The sequence below is a fragment of the Lysinibacillus sp. FSL L8-0126 genome, assembly GCF_038630385.1.
GTDB classification, from domain to species: Bacteria; Bacillota; Bacilli; order Bacillales_A; family Planococcaceae; genus Lysinibacillus; species Lysinibacillus fusiformis_D.
In genome coordinates, this window is record NZ_CP152028.1 from 2,318,900 (window position 1) to 2,344,326 (window position 25,427).

A 25,427-nucleotide genomic window follows, 5' to 3' on the forward strand; every position below is an offset into this window, starting at 1 on the left:
TTTTACTTAAATATATTTCTATTATACATAGAAGATTTATAAACTTCACGGTAAAACTAGTGAATTTTTTGATAAATTACGAAAATTGTGGAAAAAGTAAGGCAATGCTGTTTTTTATGTAATACCATTTTTCATAAAACGTGAACTATGATAAAATAGAACAAATATTCGGTTTTGTTTAGTGAACATATTACGGTACAGAGGCGATAATTATCTACTATTTGAGGTGATTGGATGACAGCAATTCGTTTTTTTCATTTGGCAGATTTACATTTAGATAGTCCATTTAAAGGTTTATTTGGATTACCTGAGCACATTTTAAAGAACATTAGGTCGAGTACTTTTGAAGCATTCGATAAAATTATCCATAAAGCAATTCAAGAGAAACCTGATTTTATATTAATTGTTGGAGATATTTATGATGGTGAAAATCGTAGCTTGCAAGCACAACGAAGATTTCAGGATGCAATGGAAAAGCTCTTCCAACACAACATCCCTGTGATTGTGAGCTATGGTAACCACGATCATTTAAATGGCACTTGGACACGCTTTGCTTTGCCAAGCAATGTCTATGAACTACCAGCGGAAACGACCGTGGTTCAATTAAAAATCCGAGGCCAGCAAGTAAATATATATGGTTTCAGCTATCATGAACGCCATTTAAAGGAATCAGTTATTGAAAGTTATCCAATTGCACAGGATCAGCATGCCATTCATATTGGTATGCTACACGGCAGTGAGGCAGGCAACACGACCCATGATGTTTACGCCCCCTTCACTAAGCAGCAGTTGATAGAAAAGAACTATCATTATTGGGCTTTGGGACATATTCATAAACGACAGCTTTTACATCAAAACCCTCCCATTGTTTATCCAGGCAATATTCAAAGTCGACATCGTAAAGAACAAGGACTGAAAGGCTTTTATGACGTGACGTTATCCCAAACATCGAATGAGCTAGATTTTATCCCTACATCTACTGTCGTTTATAACACGATAGAAGTGGATTGTACGAATGTTGTACATGCCAATGAATTACTAAAAAGATGTTCGGAAGCGATCACAACGAATAGGACGAAGTACGGGGCATCAGTAGTTGAGCTTCACCTGCAAAACATTGATGAACAAACGGAAGCTTTATTTGAACACGCAACTGTAGATGCATGGTTAGATACTGTGCGAGAGACGGAGGAAGGCATTGAGCCGATGTGTTGGGTACAAAAGTTGGTATTGCAGAAGACAGCAAGTCTTTATGAGCAGACAGCAGCAACTCAATCCGTTGTCAGCTTAATGGAGCAGTGGGACAGTAATGAATGGAAAGATATTCTAAAAGATTTATACCAATATGCTGGTGGTGCAAGGCTGATAGAGCCACTAAGTGACAAGGATATTGAAAACTTAACGCAAAATGCACAGGCATTATTGGCAGAAGAAATTCAAAGGGCGTGATCACATGCTGACTATACAAAAAATCCAAATATATGGCTTTGGTAAGCATGAAAACATCACCATTTCCTTAAATGAGGGTGTCACTATTTTTTATGGATTAAATGAAGCAGGAAAGACGACGATTCAGCAGTTTATACTACAAATGCTCTTTGGTTTCCCCATACGGCAGCAGACACAGCGCAAATATGAACCAAAAGTTTCGACGAAATATGGTGGTCAGCTCACACTCGTGCATCCTATTTATGGCCAGTGCACTATTGAACGTGTGAAAGGAAAGGCAGCGGGCGATGTTTCTGTTTATCTAGAGGATGGAACAACGGGACACGAGGAACTATTAACTAAGCTTTTATATGGGTATTCTAGAACGTCCTTTGAATCCATTTTTTCATTTTCATTGCATGAGCTACAGGGCATTGAAAAAATGTCAGAGGAGGAGCTAACCCATTTGCTACTAGCCTCTGGCACAACAGGGGTTCAACATTTATCAGCTCTTGAAAAGAAGATGGAGAAAGAGGCAAATGAGCTGTTTAAAAAAACAGGTAAAGTACCCGTGATTAATCAAAAGGTTGAGCAATTAAAGCAGCTTGAGCGTACGATTAAACAGGAGCAGGGAAAGATTCTAACATTTGAGGACAAATTAAAGCAATTACAACTACTTGAGCATAATCTAGAAAAGCTTTATAGTACGCAAAAACTGCTGCAACAACAATGGCAGCAGTTAACGATTCAAAAGCAGGCACTTCCTCTCCTCAAACAGCAACAGATTTTACAGCAGACACTGGTCAATTATCAACATGTACAGTTTCCGCCAGAAGGTATAAGACGCTATGAGCAATTAAAGGATCGTCTATTACACGAAAGCCAGCAGCTAATGCAATTAAAGGAGCAATGTCAAACATTACAAGATCAAGTACTTACCATAGCGGATGAGCATACGGTCAATGAAATGGCTCGTCTTATGCAAAAAGAGGCAACGTGGCATCAGCTGATGGTGAAGGAGCAAAATTTACATGATGATCTCTTTATGTTTGAGCAAGAAATGAAAGCACAGTTTCGTTTATTAGGCGTACTCGAGACAGAGGCACAGGAGAATCTTCTCGAAGAAACGGTTTCACTCCAGCAGGAACAACAATTTCAGCTTCAATTAAGTAAATTGGAGGAGGCAGAGGACGAGCTAAAGTTTCATCTACGCTCACTAGAGCAAGTCCATCTAGAATTAGAGACAATTGCCAAACAAAAGCAACGGCTCATGCAAGAGTCATTAACAAATGAAGAAGAACATATTTTAGCACAGTGGCCCCAACAAAAGCGTAAGCTTGAGCAATTACGTGCGGCCAAATCGCAACGTAGTAAACAAAAGCAACCTCATTATTTTAGCTGGCTTGTACTGCTAATCGGTTTATTGTCATTGATTTATGGTGTATTTGAAAAAAACATAGTTACGACCATTATCGGAGCTGTTTTATCATTGCTGACTCTGTTATTTATCCGATATGTTAAACAAGCGGATGAGCCTACTAGTAAAGAGCATAGCTCCCTTCTTCGAGAGTTAGAGCAGGAGGAAATGACGGTACAAGCGGTGCTATTAAAGAAGCAAAGATATGAAGATCGTTGGGTACACGTCAATGAACAGCAAAAGGAGAAGGAGCAGCAATACGCTTCTCTTGAATATAAAATTCAACAGGCTGAGATAGAGAGTGAAGAAGCCACTCACACACTCCAGCATTTTTTAAAACGTTATCGATTACAGGGAACAATCGCCAGAACGTTAATGCCCGAATTATTTATGCGTATTCGGAGTGTGCAAGAGCTAGCAGCTAAAAAAAATAGTACCCTAAGCCTTATGCAAGAAGTTCAAAAAGAAAAGCAGCATATTTATAAACAGCTTCAACAGGTTTTAGAGGGAGCCTATAATGAACAGGAAATATATATGTATTTACGGACAGCCTACCTTGAAGCACAACAACATCAACAGCAAGTACAGCAAACAAAAGAACAGCTAGCTGGCCTGAAGATAAAAATGGATGGTGGGCAATCAAAACTGGACCGTTATACAACTGAAATGGCTGAGCTATTGAATGAAGCACAAGTTCCAAACGAGCAGGCTTATTATGAAATGTATGAGCAATTTGAGCAGCAAAAAAACATCATGACAGAGTTACAAACGGTTCAGGCTCAACTCGCCTCACTCAATCTTCCACAGCGAGAGAGTCTAGTGGAGGACACTGTTAACGAGGACATACATGCTTTAGAACAAGAGCAAAATTCAACGCAGCTAGCGATCGACCAATGTCTTGCGCAACGTGCTGCTTTGCTCATTGAAAAAGATCAGCTATTAAATGATGAAAAGTATGGGCAATTGCTACAACAGCTTGAGCAGGAGAAAGCAGAATTGCAGCAGCTGATTGAGCAATGGGCAACTAAAAAAGCTGTTGCGACAGCCATTCATGAAACATTATTCCGCCTACGTGAAGAAAAATTACCTCATGTCCTTGTGGAGGTGAATGCGATTTTCCGTTTACTAACAGGGGGAAGATACGATAAACTTTCGATTCATGATGAAGGTTATTTTGTTGCACAAGATGTAGCAGGATTACGTTATCAAATGGCTGAATTATCTCAGGCTACCAAAGAACAAGCCTATATTGCATTACGTCTGGCCCTTGCAAAAACACTAGTGAGCACTGCTCCATTTCCAATTATTATGGACGATCCATTTGTCCATTTTGATCGAAACCGTACAAACAAAATGGTACAATTAATGAAAGAAGTAGGATATGAACGTCAAATTTTATATTTTACTTGTCATGATACAATGCTCAAACATTGGCAGAAAGAGCAAATTGTCGATATAGGAGCATTAGCAAATGAAAGGGGAGTGGCGTCAACATGAAAGGGATTACGACGCTCCAAGTTGGAGAAGCAGTTGATCAATTTTTATTAATAAAACAAGCGACAAAAGGTGTTACAACCGTTGGAAAGCCATTTATGTCGCTATTACTACAAGATAAAAGTGGAGATATTGAGGCAAAGCTCTGGGATACAAATGAGGATCATGAAAAAATGTATCATGCTGAGGCCATTGTACGTGTAGGTGGAGAGATTCACGACTATAGAGGAAAGAATCAATTGCGTATCAAATCTATTCGTGTTGCCAAGCCAGAGGAAGGTATTGCGATCGATGATTTAGTACCATCCTCTGCAACACCAAAAGAACAATTGTATGAAGAATTGACACAATTTTTCTTTGATATTAAAAATCCAAATATCTCACGTATTACAAGAGCGGCTATTAAAAAACATTATGATGCCATCTTAGTTTTTCCGGCAGCAACTAAAAACCATCATGACTATGCGTCTGGTTTATTAGATCATATGGTGTCCATGCTCAAACTAGGAAAAGCCATTGCTGATTTATATCCAACACTTAATCGTGACCTGTTATATGCAGGCATTATTTTGCATGATATTGGCAAGGTTGTGGAGTTGTCTGGGCCTGTTGCCACGATGTATACAGTGGAGGGCAATTTATTAGGTCACATTACCATTATGGTGAATGAAATTGCCAAAATTGCAAGTGAGCTAGAAATTGAAGGCGAAGAAGTTATGCTGTTGCAGCATATGGTATTGTCTCACCATGGGAAAGAAGAGTGGGGGAGTCCGAAAAAACCGATGCTTCAAGAAGCGGAAATCTTACATTATATTGATAATATAGACGCGAAGATGAACATGCTAACAAGAGCATTAGGGAAAACGACACCAGGTGAATTTACTGAGCGGCTTTTCCCACTTGATAATCGTTCATTCTATAAGCCTACTATTTAAAAAGTAATATGATTAAGCCCCTAACCTGTTGAGAAATTGATAATTGATGTTGCTTATTAACTAACCTATACTGATTTCGATAAGTCTAAATATGCATATGTGTAATTTTAGTACCTAACTATTGTACCAATGCTAGTATTTATTTTAGAATAAAGAGAGAAATGATAGGAATGGGGAAGAGCAATGGAAACAGAGGGACTTTTTTCACGGGAAATTAAGTTTTGGAAAAGTTTAATTTTCAAAATGATACTAGCTATAGGTATAAGTTTATTTATTAGCTCGCATATCTCAGAATTTGTTAGTCATCAATTTGAAAAAGTAGTACATTTAAACGGCAGTGCAGGTGTTGCCATTAATACGTTTATTTCGTTATTTATTGGTACAGTCATTATTTCGTTATGTACGAGATATATCGTCCTAAAACGTGTAAAGCGTGTATTAAAGGCTATGACACAGGCGGCTGATGGTGATTTAACGGTACGCATTGACGACCGTTTCAAAGATGAAATTGGACAATTATCCACTGAATTTAATCATATGTTAGAGCAAATTGGCACGGTTATTGAAAAGACGAATAAAGCATCTGCGGATGTCTCGACTTATACAAAGGAATTTACAACGATTACAGAGCAAAGTAGTCACACGGTTGAAACCATTTCTGATGCTATTGGAGATATTGTTTCCAGTGCGGAAGGACAATTGAAGCAAATGGACCTTTTATCTGAATCCGCTAATCTCATTTCCAAAGATATGGACCATGCATCTTCTGCTGTACAGGCTGTTGCAGATATAGCGAATGAAACAAATCAAAAGGCTGATTTAGGTTTACAGCTAATTGAGCAAACGATTGATAAAATGAATACGATTAATGATTCTGTTCACCAATCAACAGAAGTTGTGAATGCTTTAGGTGAAAAATCAAAGGAAATTAGTACGATTGTCTCGTTAATTACAAGCATTACCGATCAAACAAACCTGCTTGCATTGAATGCATCTATTGAGGCGGCTCGAGCAGGAGAGACTGGAAAAGGCTTCGCGGTTGTTGCGGATGAAGTTAGAAAGTTGGCAGAGGAATCTGGGAAGGCTGCTGACAATATTCGAACACTAGTGGATGATATATTAAACCAAACTTCCGGTGCTGTTTTCGCTATTAATAGTGGCACACAATATGTAGATGAAGGGCGAGAGGCTGTTGAACAGACAGGTGATGCCTTTAAAAATATTGTGGAATATGTACAACAGATTAGCCAACGTACAACGGAAGTTACGGATATCGTATGGCGCGTTAATGAGAAGGCAAGCCAAACAGATTCTGCTGTAAAAGAAATTGTAGGTATGGCGAATGGCACATCTTCAGGTATGCAGCATATTGCTTTATCCATAGAGCAACAAAGTACTTCTAATGAGGAAATTGCGAGCGCGGCAAATGTCCTTCAAACGATGTCAAATGACTTACAAGCTGAAATTAGCCAATTTAAAGTGAAATAGAGAAGGAAAAAGGAGCATCTGATTTGTCAGATGCTCCTTTTTGTTGTGGATATTGTTCAATTGATAAACAATATTCCCTCGATTATTTAGATTCCTTGTCCGTATCTTCTGCTTTGTCTTCAGAATCTTCTTTAGCAGCTTTGTCTTCTGCTTTTTTAGCTGCTTCTTCAGCTGCTTTTGCCTGTTCTTCACTTGTTGTTGTGAAGAATTCTAGTGAATCTTTTAAATCTTTATCAGATGTTTTAACATTCGCATCTTTAGCCATTTTTGCAATGATATCTTTTAGAATAGCTTGAGCTTCACCTGTTTGGTTTAGTTTATTTAACATTGTTGAACGAATGTTTTCTTCTTCATCTTTAAATGCACCGACACCTTTTACATCACGCTTCTCCGTAATTTCAATTACATGATAACCAAAGCTAGATTTTACTGGCTCACTCAATGTATTTAATTCAAGAGCGTAAGCAGCATCGTTAAATTCATCTACCATTGCACCAACAGAGAACCATCCAAGCTCTCCACCTTTTTGAGCAGAACCTGTATCTGTTGAGTACTCTTTTGCTACATCCTCAAACTTAGCGCCGCCCTTAATTTTTTCAATGACTTCTTTAGCTGTTTTTTCATCTGCTACTAAAATATGACGACCATTAAGTTCTGTTTTCATTTGCTCGTAGTATTTTTTCACATCTTCTTCTTTAATTGCTTGATCTTTTAAAGCTTTCTCTTGAAGAAGTTGAACACGTAAAGAATCTTTAAAGCCCTGTTCTGTTAAGCCACTTTCAGCAAGTGCTTGTGTAAAGCCTTCACCAAATTGTGAAGCTGTTGTGTCATAAGCTTCTTTAATTTCTTTATCTGTTACTTCATATTTGTCAGCTAAAACTTTTTCAGTCACCAATTGTTGCATTACATATGAGCCTGTTAAAGCTTTTGCCTTTTCATTAAAATCAGCTACTGAAATATCGCCCACTTTAGAAGTAACGATTGCTTTGCTGTCTCCGCCGCTACAAGCACCAAGCGCTAATACAGATGCAGCTAGAGTTAAAGATAAAACTGTCTTTTTCATAGTGGATATTCTCTCCTAACATGGTTTCGTCCATTTTTTACTATAACATAAACGTTTTAAAAACAAAATGGTTCCCCCTTGAGTATTGCCTATATTTCAAATTTTGAAGCGCATAGGATATAGAAAAGAAAGGGGGTGAAGTTATGGGCAACGGAGGATACGGTGGCGGTGGCTACGGCTCAGGCTTTGCTTTATTAGTTGTGTTATTTATTTTATTAATTATCGTTGGTGCAGCGTTCCTATACTAATTAATAAAACAGCGAAAAGCTAAGAGCTCCAACTCTTAGCTTTTCTTAACAATGTTAGACATTCGCGCCGCATGCCTTAGATACTACCAATCTTCTTGGTTAGAAAAAGTTGTTGCATGGGGGGCTCGACTTATTCTTCGAGCGTGCGGACGGGCGCGGATGTACTGTTATACTGCATATAAAATTTCAATATAGAATGAGACAAGTAATATGGTAATAAGTATATTTATAGTTCGGAATATTTTTGGTTGGTTTTCTTCGGGAATTTCACGTCGCATGCATAGAGCATATGTCATGCGGTTAATTTGAAATAAATAGAATACCGAGAATAGAACTACAATCATTAATAGCAAGTCTATTCCTCCCCTCTTTCAATAGTAATAGCATAACAAAGAACGTCATTAAAAAACAAGTACAAGCATTTAGTGAACGGTTGGTGGAACTAAAATTTCATAACCTTTAGGAGTTTCCTCTATTTGCGAATTTTTAGGTGAGTGCAAAAGGTATTTCACGTAAAGGATATCAATCAAACATAGACTACAATGATAGGCTAGCAGCAATGTACCATAATGTGTATATGCCGGTAAAAGCCAAGTTCCTATTATAATACTTGTGTTTAGAATGATAAAAGGCGTAAGTAATGCTAAGATGTAACGATTTTTTGATAAAGGCTCACGAATACGCATGTGTAAAACTGGAATTATATAAAATTGAGTACGTACACGCAATTTTAAATGCTGGCGTAAATCGTATAGTGCCAGAAAATGTAAAAATTTATGAACTGGATAAAGTGTTAAGGCTGCTATGACAAAGAGCCAGAATAAACGATCTGTATAATGCTCCTCGTTGAATAAATTAAACAATACATACGAAACAGAAAAGACCGACAAAAAGGTAATAACACTCATTATAATAATACGCGTAGTACCGTAATGATGTTCTAGATTTAAAATTTTCCAACAATGCATGGCTTAGTATCAACTCCGAAATAGGAAGTGTCCTATTTAATGTAAATTGAATGATGTTAGAATGCAAGAAAAAGGAGGTATTTCAGAAATATTTCTGAAATACCTCCTTTCACATGATTTATTCCTGAATGAACAGTAGTATACCTCAGTATGTTCAACTAATAAATAAGGGCAGGAAAAATTTTGTGCAGTTTGAAGCTTCGTCTTATCCTTTTACAGGTGTGCGTTCTTCTAGTGTGTCAAAGGAATCGCGGAAATGTTGGAAGGAACGTTCGAAAATATCGATGAAATCCTCACCATAAATATTACGAATAACAGCCATCACATCTAAAAAATCTGGGAAACGGCCATATAGATCTTTTAATGCTAGTGATCCTTCTAATACGGAATGATACGTATTATGGTAGTTTTTATTCATCTCTATAATGAGCTCTGTCCCAGTTTCAGTTAGCTCCACGTAAGTATTACGTTTGTCGTCATCACGCTTCGAAAATTTAAGGAAGCCACGCTCTTCTAACTTTTTGGAGAAATTAAATGCGGTAGAAACGTGCATCACGCCAAATTTTGCTACATCTGAAATGGATGCTCCTTTTAAATGATATGAAATCCATAAAATATGGTGTTCATTAATATTTAGATCATAAGGTTTAATCCATTGTTGCCAATCTTTTTCTACCGCTTTCCATAGCGCTTTAGATAACTGTGCGATTCTTTGACTATAAAGCATCGCTTCTTTTTGTGTATATAATTCCTCTGACAAAGCCATCACCTACTGCTTTCTTTCACATTTTTAAAAATATTATAGCAGTAAAGAAAAAAAGTTTAAAGTTAGAAAAATTAAAAAATTGAAAAGTGGTTAAAAAATAATATTATAGTAATGATTTTTGATAAAAAAATAGATTTTTTACCATTCGAAAAGGACTTTAGTCGCTAACTTTTTCTTGTGGTTTTTTCTTATTTTCTGTAATTTGTGCAATGTTTTTCTCGATTTCGCTAATCGAATTCTGTAATGCATCTAATTCTTGTTGCAAATTATTTTTAGTTGGTTCGATTTCTTCAGTGAAAGTTGTAATTGTTTGTTTTAAATCATTTATTATTTGTGGGATATTATTTTTTACTTCAATTGTTAAAGTGTTGACAGATTGTTTAACAGTCCCTACTTGTTGTTTGACATCAAGGAGCATTCCTTTTGTCTGATCGACATTTTGTTTGACAGAAGCACGTAGCTGTTGTCCTGATTGTGGCGTTGAAAAAAGTACAGCGACTGTCCCACCGATAATGCCTGTTGTTAGTCCAAGTAAAAATGGTTTTGCTTTCATATTGATACCTCATTTCTAGTCATGTTTATCTACTATTAAACCATGAATTGTACAAATACAAAAAGAAAAAAGAAACTAGACGAGTGATTTACCATCACCGTTTAGTTTCTTTTAATTATTTTAAGTAAGTGTTTATGATATTTGAGAAATGGCTGTATTGAATTTAGAACGCTTCACTAATTTTGTGACAATGGGATAAATGACGGCAAAAGCAACGACATTAAATGCGACAGCTGGCAGGACAACGCCAATAAATAACATCGCAAACGTTGCACCAACATTTGCATTGAACACGAAAAGTGCTACGGCTAAAAAGACAGTTCCTGAAAGAATAGTTCCTAATCCAACTAAGATAGCTGATACAGCGAAATGATTTGCTAGTTTTTTGAGAATCAATAAAGCGGCTAAAAAGACAAAGCCTGTTACTGCTTTATCAATAATATTTGGGACAAGACCTGCTGGGAATGTTGTAAATAAACCTGAAAGTACGCCTGTTGAAAGCGAAAGTAAGAACGTTTCTTTCACAGTGGGGAACAATAAAATGCCAATAAACATCATTGTTAACATGAAATCAGGTTTCATGCCATTCACCATACCTGGTGTCACCACATAAAGGGCTGCACCAACACCTACTAATAATGCCATTAATACTAAATTTTTTGTATTCATCTGTATCTCTCCTCGACTAAGCTAATCTATTTGTCTCCTAACGTATCCTCTTGATCGTTAGCGAAACTTATTTGTGATTGTACGCCAAAATTTTTCAATTTGCAATACAGTTTTCTGAACATTTTAATGTTAATATATTACAAATGACTTATAGATTGGCTTTAATACTTTCTGCAACTTCGGCTAACTGCTCTGGTGAATATTTTTGAGTCTGCCAAATTAAGCCTAGTCCTTCTTTTTCATCGTAACGCGGAATAAAATGTAAGTGGTAGTGGAAAACAGTTTGTCCAGCGGCAGCACCATTGTTATTAATCGTATTCATACCTATTGGCTGAAATGCTGCTTTAATAGCATTAGCGATTTTTGGTGCAACTGCATATAGATTACGTGCTACATCCTCTGGCATTTCAAATAGATCTTGACAGTGATGCTTTGGAATTAATAATGTATGACCTTTTGCAACAGGTGAGATGTCTGTAAATGCATAGACATGATCGTCCTCGTAAACTTTGGTACTTGGAATAGATCCGTCAATAATTTTGCAAAATAGGCAATCGCTCATGAGAATTTCCCCCTTAACGTATATGTAAGTACATTCTATCATACTCAAACCTGTATCATTTGCTAATTTTTGATAAAATATAAAACAAGAAGAGGAGTGAGGATATGTCAGTATTAGAGGTACAGCATGTGACAGGTGGTTATACAAGAAAGCCTGTGATTAAAGATTTATCTTTTACAATTGGAAAAGGAGAATTAGTTGGCTTAATCGGCTTAAATGGAGCTGGTAAAAGTACAACGATTAAACATATTATCGGAACGATGTTGCCAAAGGAAGGGGACATTCGTTTAAATGGTGTGACATTGAAGGAAGATACGGACAAATATCGGACAGCATTTTCCTATATTCCTGAAACTCCTGTATTATACGATGAATTAACATTAAGAGAGCATCTAGAATTGACAGCGATGGCTTATGGGATTAATAGGGCAACCCTCGATGCTCGTTCTGAGGTGCTATTAAAAGAGTTTCGCATGGAGAAAAGATTAAATTGGTTCCCTTCACACTTTTCAAAGGGGATGCGTCAAAAAGTCATGATTATGTGTGCTTTTTTAGTGAATCCAAGTCTATATATTATTGACGAGCCTTTTGTGGGATTAGATCCACTAGGTATTCAATCATTACTAGATCAGATGGATGAAAAGAAAAAAGAAGGTGCTTCTATATTAATGTCTACGCATATTCTATCGACGGCTGAAAAGCATTGCGATCGAATTATTTTATTGCACGAAGGAAGAGTGCGAGCACAGGGGACGATGGCGGAATTGCGTCAATCATTTGCTATGCCGAATGCGACATTAGATGATCTTTATATTGCCATGACAAAGGAGCGGGACCATGAAGAATTTGCGTGATGTATGGTCCTCTCGCTTCATGCATTATATAGGAGAAGTACAAAAGTATATGCAATTTATTTTTACAGGGCATATTGCAATTGTACTTGTATTTCTTATTGGAGCAGGGGGCTACCAATATAGCGAATGGCTGAAAGTTGTCCAAACAGACTTTCCAGCAGAAATCGTCATAGCTGTTATGATAGGGATTTTATTGGCCTTTAGCCGTCCTACTACGCTGTTGAGAGAACCAGATCAAGTATACTTATTACCTTTAGAATCAAAAATGTCTCAATATTTTAGCAAAGCATTGGCTTGGACGTTCTGGTCCCAAGTATGGATTGTAGCGATTGTTTATATTGTATGTATTCCATTATTGAAAGCCGTAACGGCATTAACAACAACTGAAATATGGACGATCTTTTTACTTATCATTGTATTGAAATATATAAGTGTGCAAGGAGAATTCAGCTACCGATACAGTGAGCGAGGTCAAATGGTTTGGGTGGACAGGCTTATTCGAGCTGTCATATTCGGGGCTGTTTTATACATGGGGCTTCATGCTCAGCTAATACTAGCGGTAATAGCGACAGTTATTAGTGTGGTTTATATCATTATCTTTAGGAAAAAATCAGTTGGCGAACCTGTGCCTTATGAACATTTTGTCAAAATTGAACAGAATCGTATGATGAGCTTTTACCGTTTTGCTAATTATTTTACAGATGTACCTCATCTACACGGAAGTATCCGACGCCGACGCTGGATGGACTGGCTGTATAGATTTGTGCCATATGGTAAAGAGAATGCTCAAAAATATTTGGTGTTTCGTACCTTTGTCCGTACAGATGACCATTTCTATTTATGGCTTCGTCTTACGGCCATTTCGGGAGTCATCGCAGTTTTTGTTGATATTCCTGTAGTGACATGGATTGTTGCTGGTGCACTCAGCTTTGCGACCACAATTCAGTTAAAACAAGCCTTACTATCAAGTGGTGAATTTCGAATGGACATGCTCTATCCTTTACCAGAGCATGCCCGCCAATTAGCTGTAAAGCAAACTGTCCGTTTAGCAATGGTTACACAAGCTATTATTGTTGGTTTATGTGCTATCACACAGCCAATGTTTTATTTAGCCATTGTCATTGTTATTGTAATTAGCGAATTAACAGCAAAAATTTCCAAATAAATAGATTGTAGCTGATAAATTGAAAAGCTCATTTTCCAATGCTAGTATTCGGAAAATGAGCTTTTATTTTATCTACTATTCTGTATCCTCATTTGGCATAGCACTATAAGTTGTTACATAAGAAGCTGCTGAAAAGATATTTTGCTGGCTTACACCTGATGAATCATCTCTTTTAGCATGTGCAGATTCAAAGGCTCTAGAGCTCTTCCATGCTTCAAATGAATGTGGTCCATTCCACTGCGTCATGACAATGTAAGTATCACTCTTGATCGGACGTAATAAACGGAACGCCACAAAGCCAGGCTCATTTTCAATGGCGCGTGAACGCTCTAAAAAGCGGTGTTCGAAAACAGGTCGTCCTTCATCTGTCACAGGAATATTATTAAATACAAAGAAGCCTCGTTCCTCTAATTCATTTACTGAATCCAGTACCTCAAATTTACGTGGTGTCGCAAAAACTGTCTTTCCTTCTGTCTCATGAATCAGCACAGAGTTTCCATCCCCATGAATTAAAATCATATGCTCATTTGGATACTTATTTTTTACCTGTTCTAAAAAATCACCAGTGCCAGAAGTTAAATAAATATACATCAATTTATCCTCCTTACGATCTTACTAATTATAGCGTGATTATACCCTTTTCAGCGTAAGTCTAACGCTCTGTTCAAAAAGAATCTGCCGAGAAAGAACAATTTTATGACATTTCACTAGGAAAACTATACAATTACGGAGGAAGCGTTTACTATTGGAAACGGATATCAATAATAAAGGAATAAACAAAACATTTTTTAAGACAATTTTATAGTATGAATTTATCGAGGGGAAGGAACTATTCATGACAACTTTTAATGATACACTCCTGCGTGCTGCACGTGGAGAAAGGACAGCACACACGCCAGTATGGTATATGCGTCAGGCAGGACGTTCTCAGCCAGAATACCGTGCCATTAAAGAAAAATATTCCTTAGAGGAAATTACACATCAACCTGAGCTATGTGCATATGTCACTCGTCTACCTGTAGAAAATTATAATGTCGATGCAGCCATTCTATACAAAGATATTGTGACACCTCTTCCGGGGATTGGGGTAGATGTAAAGATCAAAGCAGGCGTTGGTCCTGTTATTTCAAACCCTATCCAATCAGTAGCAGATGTAGAAAAATTAGGTGAATTCAATGCTAATGAGCATACACCGTTTGTATTAGAAACAATCAAGATATTGGCAGAAGAGCAATTGAATGTTCCTTTAATCGGTTTTGCTGGAGCACCATTTACACTTGCAAGCTACATGATTGAAGGCGGCCCTTCAAGAAACTATAATAAAACAAAATCATTTATGGTATCAGAGCCACAAGCTTGGTTTGCATTAATGGATAAACTAGCTGACATGATTATTGCAGATGTAACTGCTCAAATTAAAGCTGGTGCAAAGGCAATCCAAGTATTTGATTCGTGGGTAGGAGCCTTAAATGTTGAGGATTATCGTGTATTTATTAAACCAATTATGACTCGTATTTTTGCAGAGCTGCAAAAAGAAAATGTGCCACTCATTCAATTCGGTGTCGGTGCGAGCCATTTAGCAAAGGAATGGAATGATTTACCGATTGATGTTGTAGGCTTAGACTGGCGTTTGCCAATAAAAGAAGCGCGTGCGAATGGTATTACAAAACCGGTACAGGGTAACTTAGATCCATCCCTTTTATTAGCAGATTGGTCAGTCATTGAGAAACGAACAAAAGATATTATTGAACAAGGTTTAGAAATGCCAGGTCATATCTTTAACCTAGGACATGGTGTTTTCCCAGAGGTCAACCCAGATATCTTAAAACGTCTCACTACACTTATTCATGAATACAGTGCACAACAAATTCAAGCTCGTTCTTAATAGAAGTGAATCAAATGTGAAAAATATGTCCCTTTCTACATAGGAAATTTTATTTTCCATATAGAAAGGGAGCTGTCCAATATTAAAGATTGGGCAGCTTCTTTTTGTCACATAATGTATGAAAACATAAAACAATTTTAGAGGTGAAAAGGGTAATGAAAGAAGTTAAAGGCTTATTGGTAATGGCATACGGAACACCTTATAAAGAAGAAGATATCGAACCTTACTATACGCATATTCGTCATGGACGTAAACCTTCGGCAGAGCACTTAGAGGATTTACGTAGCCGCTATGAAGCTATCGGTGGTTTATCTCCATTAGCTGCGGCGACACAAGCACAAGCTGAAGCCCTATGTGCACGTTTAAATGAGGTGCAGGATGCTGTAGAATATAAATTGTTTATTGGCTTAAAACATATTCATCCATTTATTGAAGATGCAGTAGAGCAAATGGTGGCAGAGGGCATAAAAGAAGCGGTTTCTATTGTTCTAGCCCCTCATTTCTCTACGTTCTCTATTAAGTCTTATAACGGTCGTGCGGAAGAGGCAGCAGGAGGTCGCTTAACGATTACTTCTGTAGAATCTTGGTATGATGAGCCGAAATTCATTGAGTATTGGGAACAACAAGTAAATGATACATTTAATGCAATGCCACAAGAAGAACGTGAAACAGCTTGTTTAATTGTGTCAGCACATTCATTGCCTGAAAAAATTAAAAACTTGGGCGATCCGTATGAAGATCAATTAATTGAAACAGCACGTCTTATTCAAGCTGCGACAGGTCTAAAAAATGTAGAGGTTGGCTGGCAATCAGCAGGCCAAACACCAGAGCCTTGGATTGGCCCAGATGTTCAAGATTTAACACGTGAGCTATTTGAAGAAAAAGGCTTCCGTTCATTTGTTTATACACCAGTAGGTTTTGTAACAGAACATTTAGAAGTGTTATATGACAACGATTTTGAATGTAAAGTTGTTTGTGATGAACTTGGCGCAAAATACTATCGCCCAGCGATGCCAAATACACACCCATTATTTATTGATGCGATGGTAGATGCGATTCATAAAAAATTAAGCTAAGCGAAAAGAAAGTGATGATGTTGGTGACTCAGAAAAGACGAAAGGTAGTTGTCGTAGGCGGTGGCATTACAGGCCTTACAGCCGCATTCTATATGCAAAAAGAAGCAGGCGCAAAAGGATTGCCATTAGATATCGTACTTGTCGAGTCGTCATTACGTCTTGGCGGAAAAATTCAGACCTTAAGAAAAGATGGTTTTATTATTGAGCGTGGGCCAGAATCTTTTTTTGATCGTGAAAATTATGTTAATGATTTAGCAAAGGATCTCGGGATTGAACAGAAATTATTGACAAGCAATGCAGGGCCTACTTATGTTGCTGTTGGTAGTCAGTTATATCCAATACCTAGTCATCTCTTGTCAGGAGAGACACCACATATCTCATCCTTTATAGCATCAGGTCTGTTTTCACTTAGCGGTAAAGTTCGTGCGGCTGGGGATTTTTTCATCCCTCGTTCTGCACAAGATGACGATCAGCCGTTAGGCGCGTTTTTTAGAAGAAGATTTGGTTCTGAAATAGTAGAAAATCTAGTAGAACCATTACTAGCAGGAACATTTGCAGGGGATATTGAGCAATTAAGTATGAGCTCGACTTTCCCGCAGCTTTATAGTTTAGAGCAAAAATATCGGAGTTTGTTGATTGGCATGAAAAAGTCAGGAACAAATTTCTTAAGCAATCATCATATTGATGAAAACAAAGGGATTTTTCAAACCTTTAGTAATGGTCTTGAAACACTCATTGAAAGTATAGAAGAATCACTACTTCCAGGGACAGTCATGAAAGGTGTCAAAGTAGAAGAAATAGAGCATGGCAAAGATGGATCAGTTCAAGTAATGCTCAATAATTTCTCACATATAAAAGCAGATGCTGTTATTATTGCTACTCCCTTTAATATGGCAGAAAAAATGTTTAGTAAGCATAATCTGTTACATGAATTGGGAACAATGAAGGCTGCAACGATTGCAACCGTTACAATGGCCTTTAAAAAGGATCAACTTGGTGATCTAGATGCCCTTTCATTTTATGTCTCTCGAAATAGTGATTTTTCAATCACTTCTTGTACATGGATGAACAGAAAATGGCTAGCTACCACACCAGACGATTATGTACTATTACGTAGTTATATTGGGCGAGTGGGAGATGAAGCGATTGTGGCACTATCTGATACTGAAATCGAAAAAACGGTGCTACAGGATTTAAAGAAAACGATTGGCATAGATGGGGACCCTCTAACGACAGTGGTTACACGTTGGAAAAATGCGATGCCTCAATATACAGTTGGACATGAGGCGAAAGTTCAACGTATAAAGCAGGAATTACAAGAACATTTTCCAAATGTCAAGCTTGCAGGAAGCTCATTTGAGGGAATATCAATTCCAGAATGTGTGCAGCAAGGTAAACATGTTGCAGATGAAGTATTAATGGAAATGTTTAAATAATAGATGAAAAATAGTACAAACATGCATAACAAATGTTTGTGCTATTTTTTGTTTTTTGAAAAAGAAAAAGCAAACCACGATTTCGTAGTTTGCTTTTTCCACTTGCTTCAAATAGTGATGACCATCTAAATCTAAGAAATTCGATGACATGACCAAACGATACCACCAGAGTTAGCACCACCTAGTGTAAGACCGATTGTCAAACCATTGGCTTCATAGAACAGATCGATAGTGTCTCCAGCGTTTAATTGTACTTCTCCTGCCAAAGTTACCGTTCCATTTCCAAGAACCGCACGCAATGTTAATATGAGCGCGACGTTTACGTTTAATACAGGGAATAAGCCACTGATTAAATTCGTAGTAGTATTTTGTCGTATTGCAAATGAAGGGTTTATTCCACCCCCTAAAGTGACACTAATAGCCGCTGTAGTAGAGTAGTTAATGGTCGCTTCAAAGGAATATCTACCTGTAGTTGGTACAGTGAATATTCCAGTTGTTGGATTGAAAGCAGGCGTTGTAAAGTAAGGTGATGCTACACTCCAGTTAGTGATGGAGGTAGAAGCATTAACAGCTAAAGTATTTTTAAATGCAGAGAATCCTTCTGTAAACGCTGGTCCAGTAGTTCCAGTAACCCCAGTAGGTCCGGTAACCCCAGTAACGCCAGTAACGCCCGTAGCTCCGGTAACCCCAGTAACACCAGTAGGTCCAATATCTCCAGTAGCTCCAGTAGGTCCAGTAACGCCAGTAGGCCCTGTAACCCCAGTAGGTCCAGTAACGCCAGCAGTACCAGTAGCGCCTGTAACCCCGGTAGGCCCGATATCTCCAGTAGGCCCTGTAACCCCAGTAGCTCCAGTAACCCCAGTAGGCCCGATATCCCCAGTAGCTCCAGTTATACCAGTAGGCCCGATATCCCCAGTAGCTCCAGTTATACCAGTAGGTCCGATATCCCCAGTAGCGCCAGTAACCCCAGTAGGCCCGATATCCCCAGTAGCGCCGGTAACCCCGGTAGGTCCGATATCCCCAGTAGAGCCAGTAACCCCAGTAGGCCCGATATCCCCAGTAGCGCCGGTAACCCCGGTAGGTCCGATATCCCCAGTAGCCAGTAACCCCAGTAGGCCCGATATCCCCAGTAGCTCCAGTTATACCAGTAGGCCCGATATCCCCAGTAGCTCCAGTAACGCCAGTAGCTCCGGTAACGCCAGTAGAGCCAGTAACCCCAGTAGAACCAGTAACGCCAGTAGGTCCGATATCCCCAGTAGAGCCAGTAGCACCAGTAGGTCCAGTAACGCCGGTAACGCCAGTAGCGCCCGTAGCTCCGGTAACGCCAGTAGAGCCAGTAACGCCAGTAGGTCCGATATCCCCAGTAGCGCCAGTAGCACCAGTAGGTCCAGTAACACCAGTAACGCCAGTAGCGCCCGTAGTGCCAGTAACCCCAGTAACGCCCGTAGCTCCGGTAACCCCAGTAGCTCCAGTAACCCCAGTAGCACCAGTAGGTCCAGTTACACCGGTAGGTCCAATATCTCCAGTAGCACCAGTAGGTCCAGTAACGCCGGTAACCCCGGTAGGCCCGATATCTCCAGTAGGCCCTGTAACGCCAGTAGCGCCGGTAACCCCGGTAGGTCCGATATCTCCAGTAGGCCCTGTAACCCCAGTAGAGCCAGTAACCCCGGTAGGTCCGACATCCCCAGTAGCACCAGTAACCCCGGTAGGTCCAATATCCCCAGTAGAGCCAGTAACCCCAGTAGCTCCAGTAACGCCAGTAGGCCCGATATCCCCAGTAGCTCCAGTTATACCAGTAGGCCCGATATCCCCAGTAGGTCCAGTAACCCCGGTAGGTCCGATATCCCCAGTAGCACCAGTAGGTCCAGTAATCCCGGTAGGTCCGATATCCCCAGTAGCACCAGTAGGTCCAGTAACCCCGGTAGGTCCGATATCTCCAGTAGCTCCAGTTATACCAGTAGGTCCGACATCTCCAGTAGGCCCGGTAACCCCAGTAGAACCAGTAACGCCAGTAGGGCCAGCAGTACCAGTAACCCCGGTAGGCCCGGTAACGCCAGTAGAGCCAGTAACCCCAGTAACCCCAGTAACCCCAGTAACCCCAGTAACCCCAGTAGGTCCGATATCTCCAGTAGAGCCAGTAATGCCCGTAGCTCCGGTCACCCCAGTAGCCCCGGTAACGCCAGTAGAGCCGGTAACGCCAGTAGAGCCAGTAACCCCGGTAGGCCCGATATCTCCAGTAGGGCCAGTAACCCCAGTAGAACCAGTAACGCCAGTAGCGCCAGTAATGCCCGTAGCTCCAGTAGGTCCAACATCTCCAGTAGGGCCAGTAACTCCAGTAGCACCTGTAACACCAGTAGATCCAATATCCCCAGTAGCCCCAGTAACCCCGGTAGGCCCGGTAACGCCAGTAATCCCGGTAGGCCCGATATCTCCAGTAGAGCCGGTAACGCCAGTAGCCCCAGTAACGCCAGTAGCCCCAGTAGCGCCAGTAGCCCCAGTAACGCCAGTAGCCCCGGTAGGCCCGGTAACGCCAGTAACCCCGGTAGGCCCGATATCTCCAGTAGAGCCGGTAACGCCAGTAGCCCCAGTAGCCCCAGTAACCCCAGTAACCCCAGTAACCCCAGTAACCCCGGTAGGTCCGATATCTCCAGTAGCCCCAGTAACGCCAGTAGCCCCGGTAGGTCCGATATCTCCAGTAGCGCCAGTAGTCCCAGTAACGCCAGTAGCCCCGGTAACGCCAGTAGGGCCAGTAACCCCAGTACTACCTGTAGGTCCAGTACTACCTGTAGGTCCAGTACTACCTGTAGGTCCAGTTATCCCCCCAGTAGGTCCTGTAGGTTTTACAGGCCAAATTGGACAACTGGGAATAGGTCCAGTTTTGCAACAACAAGGGTAGGAATGACACTTAGTGCAAACTCTATCTATAAATTTTCCAAAATGCATAATCTCACCTCCTCTCTCAAATATCGTATTCTGCACAATGATAGAGGAGGTAGACACATATCTACTTATTAAAGTTATTTATAGATTCGTTGCAACTACGCTTAAAATAGTAGAAGGTTTTCTATATCGATAGGGGCTAAATCCTTTTTATTTAGTTATTGATATTTTCTAAGAGTCATTTTGATCGATTGTTAAAATACGATTGAAATATTCTTTATTGTGTAAAATTTTTGGATCATTTGGAATGAAGGAGCTGGCTAGCTCATTATGGGTATTTGCTAGTTCGTATTGCTGTAAACGGTCGAAAAGTACGCACAGCTGCAAGTGTGGGAGCCATGTTGAAAAGCTTTTATTTTGAAAAGGAGCGTTTGGATTTTGTTTAATTACCAGTGCTTGTTCGTACCAAAAAATAGCTTCGTAATTCCTGAATTGTTCCATGAAGTGGTAGCCAAGGCGACAGCAGGCTTCGGGGCGGGGGACATCGTATTCAAAGCTTCGTAAAATAGCACTGAAGTTGTTTTCTCTATCGTCTAAATTGGAATAGCAATCTGCTAATTTAAAACAGGCGCGAATATTATCTTCTACCCAGCCTAACTTTGAGGTTAAAAATAATTCGTAATAGTAAATGGCATCCTCAAACTGACCATGATCTAGTAATTCATTAGCAAAATAAAATGTATCTCGCGGTGTTAGTGTTTCTCCTGCTTCAATAAGTTGCTTATAAATCGTAATATTACGTGAGTGATCATGTGTTAATGGTAAATGGCTAACGGCTATATCACTATCAAACAGCACGCCCCCTACTTCTAAATATTCATGAACTGCACCGATCCATTGAAAATGCTTTTCTCTTTTTACAAGGCGATATCTCCTTATTAAGGCGTCCACATTTCCCTCATGATCATAGCTTAGATGATAATTCATGGACACGGCATCTATATCAGAGGTTAGAGAGGCTTTGAGCGACTTCAATTTTTCTTGATCTTCCTCTAAAAAAACATCATCTGCGTCTAGCCAGAGGATGTATTGCTTTGTTGCTTGTTGAAAGGAAAAGTTTCGTGCCGCTGCAAAATGATGTATCCATTTAAAATCAAAAATTCGGTCTGTAAATTGTGCAACCACTTGTTTTGTACTATCGGTTGAACCGGTGTCAATAATATTAATTTCATCCACTATATCTTTGACGGACTCAAGACATCGACCAATAACATCTTCTTCATTTTTTACAATCATACATAAGCTAATGGAAATCACGCTATATTCCTCCTTACCAGTATCTTTGTAGTATATGTAACGCTGACAGTATGGGTTGGATGATTGAACTGAGAGGAGGTTCGTGAGTTTGAAATGTGAAAAGTATTTTTATGGTTTGTCATAAATTTACCTTCCAAGTTTCACCCGAATTTCACAATTGTGAAGTATAGTAAAGGGGCAGAGGTGATAAAGTTGAAAAAATGGGCATTCTTCATTTTTTCGTTACTACAAATTATATGGTTAGCAGGTTGTACTGAAAAATCATATGAACCCATTGAAAGGGATCGGAATTTTATAGCTTCGTTAAACATACAAGAACCATCATTAGATTTTATTGATGAAGATGGCAATGTATTTGCTACTTGGTCATTTGATAAAGCTTATTCTGGGGCAATACTGTTAGGGAATGACCAAATCTTATTGTATGGACACCAATTAAATAATATCGACGTCTATACATTATCGACCGGAGAAAAGCGCTATTCCAAAAAAGTAGAGATCGGTACAACGAATGTGTACTATGATGACAACATTAAGCAATTTTTTATAACGAATAGTAAAACGAATACGGTGACAAGCTTTGATCAAAAGGGAGATGAACTAGTCAGACAACAACTTGGCAATTATCCTATGTCAATGGCATCGTATAAAGATAAACTGTATGTTATTAATTTTAAAGATACAAAATTATCAGTGTTAAACATGAAGGATTTGACCATTGAACAAGAGTGGCCAATTCAAAAATCCGCACATGGCATAGCTATTTTAGAAGAGACACATGAGCTATGGGTAGGTGGGCATGGGGAAGGAAGTAAGCCCAACAGCTCCGTTAAAAAATATGATTTGACTACTGGCCATCTGAACGGAGAGATTGATATGCCTTTAATGCCAGTAGGGTTAAAAAAGACCAAGGATGCCGTTCTTGTTGTAAGTCATGGTCACAATGAGTTGTATGTTGCTGATTTTGATGGCCATATTAAATGGCACCAAGAGGTTGGTGCAAATCCCTTTGTAGTGAACCAGTTTAAAGACTATATTGTTGTCGCTGGTTATGACGATCACACATTGTACTTTATAAAGGGTGATCAGAAGGAAAAAACAGTTGATGTAGGGAAAGGTGCTTTTCAACTGTTAGTAAGGGAGGAACAATGATGACAACTGTGTTAATAGTTGATGATGAGCAGGATATGCGTAATTTAATTGAGATGATGCTAAATAATTCGGATATAGAGACATTTACTGCCGCAAGTGGTACTGAGGCTTATGATGTGATAGTACGTGAAAATATTGATTTAGTATTACTTGATGTGATGATGCCCCATGAAGATGGCTTTGTCGTTTGTCAAAGTATTCGTGCTATGTCCAATGTACCGATTATTTTCCTGACAGCACGTGATGCCAATGAGGACAAGGTGAAAGGTCTTACACTTGGTGGAGATGACTATATTGTTAAGCCTTTTACACATGACGAACTAGTGGCGAGAATTTATGCTGTATTAAGAAGAAGCGGCGCGAATATTACAGAGCTACAGCAAAAGTACGTGATTATTGGTCCTATTAAAATAGACGAAATTGCACGTAAAGTATCTGTTGATGGAAAGAGTATTCCGCTTACCTTAAAGGAATTTGAGCTATTGCACTTATTTATGAAAAATCCGGGAAATGCCTATACGAGAGAGCAATTACTAGAGCGCATTTGGGATATTGATTATGTAGGTGGCACACGCACGGTCGATACACATATTAAAACTTTACGAATTAAGCTTGGAAAGGATGCGGCTGCGCATATTCAAACCGTTTGGGGAGTGGGCTATCGCTTTGATCCTGGCGAATGAAAAAGATTGCCACTCGCATTTGGTTGTTAATTTTTGCATTTTTAATCATTACCGTTGTCTTTATGTATGTTCTCACAAACTTTTTGTATCAACGTTTATATGTACAAGATACAGAAGAGACAATGGTCGAAGTTGGCTTGAAGCTACAGACCATGTATGACAATGGGAAGGTGACGGATGAATTTATTGCAGATATTGAACAATTTAATGATTACTCAAATTTAAATATATTTGCGGTAAGGAATCCACGTGAGTTAAGTGCCTGTGTTCCATTTGATATAGATTATGAGACCCTGATTGGCCCTGAGGAAAGACAGAAATTATTAGCAGGAAAATATGTGCAAAAAATTGGATATGAGCCACGGTTTGATCGACAACTTATTTCCGTAGTTATACCGCTCGTTGATCAAAATCGATTAGAGGGTATCATTTATATTTATTTCCCATTAGCCAAAATTAGTGAGTTAGCTAATAGTGGCGTGATTTTGTTGTTTATTAGTGCTTTCATATTTTTAGTAGTGGCTAGCTATTTGATTTATAAAGGTATCCGGCACATTATGCGACCATTAAACGATTTACAACTTGCAGTGGAACAGATGTCCTATGGGAATTATGAGACACGTGTGCCTGTCAATTCACGAGATGAAATTGGTAAATTATCTAGTACCTTTAATAAAATGGCAGAGGCCATTCAGCAGGAGGATGAAGCACAAAAAACGTTTCTAGCAACCGTTTCGCATGAATTACGCACACCTATAAGCTATGTAAAAGGCTATAGCGAGGCTATGCAAAATGGCATCATTACAGAAAGTCAAAAAGAAGATACCATACAGTTGATCGTCCGTGAGGCGAATCGAATGGAGCGGTTAACAAACGAATTACTTCAACTGGCAAGAACAGAAAATGAACAAACCAATTTAGTTTTATACCCTATTCCACTAGGGGAGACATTGCGAGAGGTTCAAAAAATCCTAACGCATCAAGCAGATAAAAAGAACATAACATTACATGTAGATGTAGATGATGCGCTCATTATTGAAGCGGATGAAGTAAAGCTAAAGCAAATCTTTATTAATATTATTGAAAATGCAATTAATTACTCGTATGAAAATTCTAAGGTGGAAATTGTTGCTGTTGAAAAGACTGGCAGTGCACAAATTACAATCAAGGATTATGGAATCGGTATTCCATCCGAGGATTTATCACATGTCACAGAGCGATTTTATCGTGTTAACAAAGCACGGAGTCGTGCAGACGGTGGTAGTGGATTAGGGTTATCCATTGTTGAACAGTTATTAAAGCAGTTACAGGGATCGTTAGAAATTGAAAGTGTTGTTGAAAAAGGCACAACCGTTAAAATCCGGTTGCCATTAATGGAGGATTAAAAG

General features: G+C 39.1%; 23 protein-coding genes and 1 pseudogene. 13 read left to right on the forward strand and 11 right to left on the reverse strand.

Annotated elements, in window-relative coordinates; genetic code table 11:
* Positions 1–234: 234 nt before the first annotated feature.
* The 4 genes from MHI34_RS11355 (at position 235) to MHI34_RS11370 (ending at position 6,762) form a co-directional block, all read left to right on the forward strand.
* Positions 235–1,449, forward strand: coding sequence for a DNA repair exonuclease (locus tag MHI34_RS11355; RefSeq protein WP_058843254.1), 1,215 nt, complete (start codon positions 235–237; stop codon positions 1,447–1,449).
* Positions 1,450–1,453: 4 nt separating this feature from the next.
* Complete coding sequence (locus tag MHI34_RS11360) at positions 1,454–4,342, forward strand: AAA family ATPase (RefSeq protein WP_342504444.1); 2,889 nt, start codon at positions 1,454–1,456, stop codon at positions 4,340–4,342.
* Positions 4,339–5,274 carry a 3'-5' exoribonuclease YhaM gene (gene yhaM / locus MHI34_RS11365; protein ID WP_058843256.1) on the forward strand — a complete coding sequence of 312 codons (936 nt, stop codon included), beginning with the start codon at positions 4,339–4,341 and terminating at the stop codon, positions 5,272–5,274. Before MHI34_RS11360 ends, yhaM begins: the two co-directional genes overlap by 4 nt.
* A gap of 183 nt (positions 5,275–5,457) precedes the next feature.
* Positions 5,458–6,762, forward strand: coding sequence for a HAMP domain-containing methyl-accepting chemotaxis protein (locus MHI34_RS11370; RefSeq protein WP_342504445.1), 1,305 nt, complete (start codon positions 5,458–5,460; stop codon positions 6,760–6,762).
* Positions 6,763–6,844: 82 nt separating this feature from the next.
* Here the strand turns inward: MHI34_RS11370 and MHI34_RS11375 are convergent, their stop codons facing one another.
* Positions 6,845–7,825, reverse strand: a complete 981-nt coding sequence (locus tag MHI34_RS11375; protein WP_340809438.1) for a peptidylprolyl isomerase — start codon at positions 7,823–7,825, stop codon at positions 6,845–6,847.
* 143 nt (positions 7,826–7,968) lie between these two features.
* Here MHI34_RS11375 and MHI34_RS11380 point away from each other — a divergent pair, with 143 nt between their 5' ends.
* Complete coding sequence (locus tag MHI34_RS11380) at positions 7,969–8,073, forward strand: YjcZ family sporulation protein (protein ID WP_004230765.1); 105 nt, start codon at positions 7,969–7,971, stop codon at positions 8,071–8,073.
* A 167-nt stretch (positions 8,074–8,240) separates the two neighbouring features.
* Here MHI34_RS11380 and MHI34_RS11385 read toward each other — a convergent pair whose 3' ends face one another.
* The 6 genes from MHI34_RS11385 to MHI34_RS11410 form a co-directional block, all read right to left on the reverse strand.
* The gene (locus tag MHI34_RS11385) at positions 8,241–8,426 is read right to left on the reverse strand and encodes a hypothetical protein (protein WP_008173337.1); all 186 of its coding nucleotides are present in this window, start codon (positions 8,424–8,426) and stop codon (positions 8,241–8,243) included.
* A 69-nt stretch (positions 8,427–8,495) separates the two neighbouring features.
* Positions 8,496–9,041, reverse strand: a complete 546-nt coding sequence (locus MHI34_RS11390; protein WP_036118042.1) for a DUF3267 domain-containing protein — start codon at positions 9,039–9,041, stop codon at positions 8,496–8,498.
* A 205-nt stretch (positions 9,042–9,246) separates the two neighbouring features.
* Positions 9,247–9,807, reverse strand: coding sequence for an HTH-type transcriptional regulator Hpr (locus MHI34_RS11395; protein ID WP_036117418.1), 561 nt, complete (start codon positions 9,805–9,807; stop codon positions 9,247–9,249).
* A gap of 157 nt (positions 9,808–9,964) precedes the next feature.
* The gene (locus MHI34_RS11400; RefSeq protein ID WP_036117416.1) at positions 9,965–10,360 is read right to left on the reverse strand and encodes a YtxH domain-containing protein; all 396 of its coding nucleotides are present in this window, start codon (positions 10,358–10,360) and stop codon (positions 9,965–9,967) included.
* Between the two features lie 132 nt (positions 10,361–10,492).
* Positions 10,493–11,029 carry a tryptophan transporter gene (locus tag MHI34_RS11405; RefSeq protein WP_036117414.1) on the reverse strand — a complete coding sequence of 179 codons (537 nt, stop codon included), beginning with the start codon at positions 11,027–11,029 and terminating at the stop codon, positions 10,493–10,495.
* Positions 11,030–11,177: 148 nt separating this feature from the next.
* The gene (locus MHI34_RS11410; RefSeq protein ID WP_036117412.1) at positions 11,178–11,591 is read right to left on the reverse strand and encodes an HIT family protein; all 414 of its coding nucleotides are present in this window, start codon (positions 11,589–11,591) and stop codon (positions 11,178–11,180) included.
* Between the two features lie 104 nt (positions 11,592–11,695).
* On the opposite strand from MHI34_RS11410, the gene MHI34_RS11415 reads away from it, so the two are divergent.
* Both MHI34_RS11415 and MHI34_RS11420 read left to right on the forward strand, forming a co-directional pair.
* Positions 11,696–12,445 carry an ABC transporter ATP-binding protein gene (locus tag MHI34_RS11415; protein WP_036117411.1) on the forward strand — a complete coding sequence of 250 codons (750 nt, stop codon included), beginning with the start codon at positions 11,696–11,698 and terminating at the stop codon, positions 12,443–12,445.
* Positions 12,429–13,610: an ABC transporter permease gene (locus tag MHI34_RS11420; RefSeq protein WP_058843259.1), complete on the forward strand. Its 1,182-nt coding sequence runs from the start codon at positions 12,429–12,431 to the stop codon at positions 13,608–13,610. Before MHI34_RS11415 ends, MHI34_RS11420 begins: the two co-directional genes overlap by 17 nt.
* A 75-nt stretch (positions 13,611–13,685) precedes the next feature.
* Here the strand turns inward: MHI34_RS11420 and MHI34_RS11425 are convergent, their stop codons facing one another.
* Entirely contained in the window at positions 13,686–14,201 is a 516-nt protein-coding gene (locus MHI34_RS11425) for an antibiotic biosynthesis monooxygenase (protein ID WP_036117408.1), read from the reverse strand.
* Between the two features lie 244 nt (positions 14,202–14,445).
* On the opposite strand from MHI34_RS11425, the gene hemE reads away from it, so the two are divergent.
* The 3 genes from hemE to hemY all read left to right on the forward strand — a co-directional run bounded on the left by hemE (position 14,446) and on the right by hemY (position 18,007).
* Entirely contained in the window at positions 14,446–15,495 is a 1,050-nt protein-coding gene (gene hemE / locus MHI34_RS11430) for a uroporphyrinogen decarboxylase (RefSeq protein WP_036117406.1), read from the forward strand.
* A gap of 155 nt (positions 15,496–15,650) precedes the next feature.
* Entirely contained in the window at positions 15,651–16,571 is a 921-nt protein-coding gene (gene hemH / locus MHI34_RS11435) for a ferrochelatase (protein ID WP_058843261.1), read from the forward strand.
* Between the two features lie 14 nt (positions 16,572–16,585).
* Entirely contained in the window at positions 16,586–18,007 is a 1,422-nt protein-coding gene (gene hemY / locus MHI34_RS11440; RefSeq protein WP_058843262.1) for a protoporphyrinogen oxidase, read from the forward strand.
* Between the two features lie 131 nt (positions 18,008–18,138).
* Here the strand turns inward: hemY and MHI34_RS11445 are convergent, their stop codons facing one another.
* From MHI34_RS11445 to MHI34_RS11455, 3 genes and pseudogenes are all read right to left on the reverse strand, one after another.
* A complete protein-coding gene (locus MHI34_RS11445; protein WP_342504500.1) occupies positions 18,139–18,273 on the reverse strand; it encodes a hypothetical protein in 135 nt (44 codons plus the stop codon).
* A 345-nt stretch (positions 18,274–18,618) separates the two neighbouring features.
* A pseudogene (locus MHI34_RS11450) lies at positions 18,619–20,950 on the reverse strand (collagen-like protein); the annotation flags it as partial.
* Positions 20,951–21,118: 168 nt separating this feature from the next.
* The gene (locus tag MHI34_RS11455) at positions 21,119–22,204 is read right to left on the reverse strand and encodes a glycosyltransferase family 2 protein (RefSeq protein ID WP_036128547.1); all 1,086 of its coding nucleotides are present in this window, start codon (positions 22,202–22,204) and stop codon (positions 21,119–21,121) included.
* 183 nt (positions 22,205–22,387) lie between these two features.
* Between MHI34_RS11455 and MHI34_RS11460 the strand changes: the two genes are divergently transcribed.
* From MHI34_RS11460 to MHI34_RS11470, 3 genes are read left to right on the forward strand one after another with little or no spacing between them, the layout of a single operon-like run.
* Positions 22,388–23,356: a YncE family protein gene (locus MHI34_RS11460; protein WP_230593975.1), complete on the forward strand. Its 969-nt coding sequence runs from the start codon at positions 22,388–22,390 to the stop codon at positions 23,354–23,356.
* On the forward strand, positions 23,356–24,039 hold the full coding sequence (locus MHI34_RS11465) for a response regulator transcription factor (RefSeq protein ID WP_036128542.1): 684 nt from the start codon (positions 23,356–23,358) through the stop codon (positions 24,037–24,039). Before MHI34_RS11460 ends, MHI34_RS11465 begins: the two co-directional genes overlap by 1 nt.
* The gene (locus tag MHI34_RS11470; protein WP_036128540.1) at positions 24,036–25,424 is read left to right on the forward strand and encodes an ATP-binding protein; all 1,389 of its coding nucleotides are present in this window, start codon (positions 24,036–24,038) and stop codon (positions 25,422–25,424) included. The genes MHI34_RS11465 and MHI34_RS11470 overlap by 4 nt, the downstream gene beginning before the upstream one ends.
* Positions 25,425–25,427 lie beyond the last annotated feature (3 nt).

Excerpts from the sequence above, each read along its gene's own strand:
- MHI34_RS11355 (WP_058843254.1), top strand. The coding sequence starts at position 235 with ATGACAGCAATTCGTTTTTTTCATTTGGCAGATTTACATTTAGATAGT.
- MHI34_RS11370 (WP_342504445.1), top strand. The coding sequence starts at position 5,458 with ATGGAAACAGAGGGACTTTTTTCACGGGAAATTAAGTTTTGGAAAAGT.
- MHI34_RS11375 (WP_340809438.1), bottom strand. The coding sequence starts at position 7,825 with ATGAAAAAGACAGTTTTATCTTTAACTCTAGCTGCATCTGTATTAGCG.
- yhaM (WP_058843256.1), top strand. The coding sequence starts at position 4,339 with ATGAAAGGGATTACGACGCTCCAAGTTGGAGAAGCAGTTGATCAATTT.
- MHI34_RS11390 (WP_036118042.1), bottom strand. The coding sequence starts at position 9,041 with ATGCATTGTTGGAAAATTTTAAATCTAGAACATCATTACGGTACTACG.
- MHI34_RS11380 (WP_004230765.1), top strand. The coding sequence starts at position 7,969 with ATGGGCAACGGAGGATACGGTGGCGGTGGCTACGGCTCAGGCTTTGCT.
- MHI34_RS11415 (WP_036117411.1), top strand. The coding sequence starts at position 11,696 with ATGTCAGTATTAGAGGTACAGCATGTGACAGGTGGTTATACAAGAAAG.
- MHI34_RS11395 (WP_036117418.1), bottom strand. The coding sequence starts at position 9,807 with ATGGCTTTGTCAGAGGAATTATATACACAAAAAGAAGCGATGCTTTAT.
- hemE (WP_036117406.1), top strand. The coding sequence starts at position 14,446 with ATGACAACTTTTAATGATACACTCCTGCGTGCTGCACGTGGAGAAAGG.
- hemY (WP_058843262.1), top strand. The coding sequence starts at position 16,586 with ATGATGTTGGTGACTCAGAAAAGACGAAAGGTAGTTGTCGTAGGCGGT.
- hemH (WP_058843261.1), top strand. The coding sequence starts at position 15,651 with ATGAAAGAAGTTAAAGGCTTATTGGTAATGGCATACGGAACACCTTAT.
- MHI34_RS11470 (WP_036128540.1), top strand. The coding sequence starts at position 24,036 with ATGAAAAAGATTGCCACTCGCATTTGGTTGTTAATTTTTGCATTTTTA.
- MHI34_RS11465 (WP_036128542.1), top strand. The coding sequence starts at position 23,356 with ATGACAACTGTGTTAATAGTTGATGATGAGCAGGATATGCGTAATTTA.
- MHI34_RS11400 (WP_036117416.1), bottom strand. The coding sequence starts at position 10,360 with ATGAAAGCAAAACCATTTTTACTTGGACTAACAACAGGCATTATCGGT.
- MHI34_RS11420 (WP_058843259.1), top strand. The coding sequence starts at position 12,429 with ATGAAGAATTTGCGTGATGTATGGTCCTCTCGCTTCATGCATTATATA.
- MHI34_RS11410 (WP_036117412.1), bottom strand. The coding sequence starts at position 11,591 with ATGAGCGATTGCCTATTTTGCAAAATTATTGACGGATCTATTCCAAGT.
- MHI34_RS11425 (WP_036117408.1), bottom strand. The coding sequence starts at position 14,201 with ATGTATATTTATTTAACTTCTGGCACTGGTGATTTTTTAGAACAGGTA.
- MHI34_RS11360 (WP_342504444.1), top strand. The coding sequence starts at position 1,454 with ATGCTGACTATACAAAAAATCCAAATATATGGCTTTGGTAAGCATGAA.
- MHI34_RS11405 (WP_036117414.1), bottom strand. The coding sequence starts at position 11,029 with ATGAATACAAAAAATTTAGTATTAATGGCATTATTAGTAGGTGTTGGT.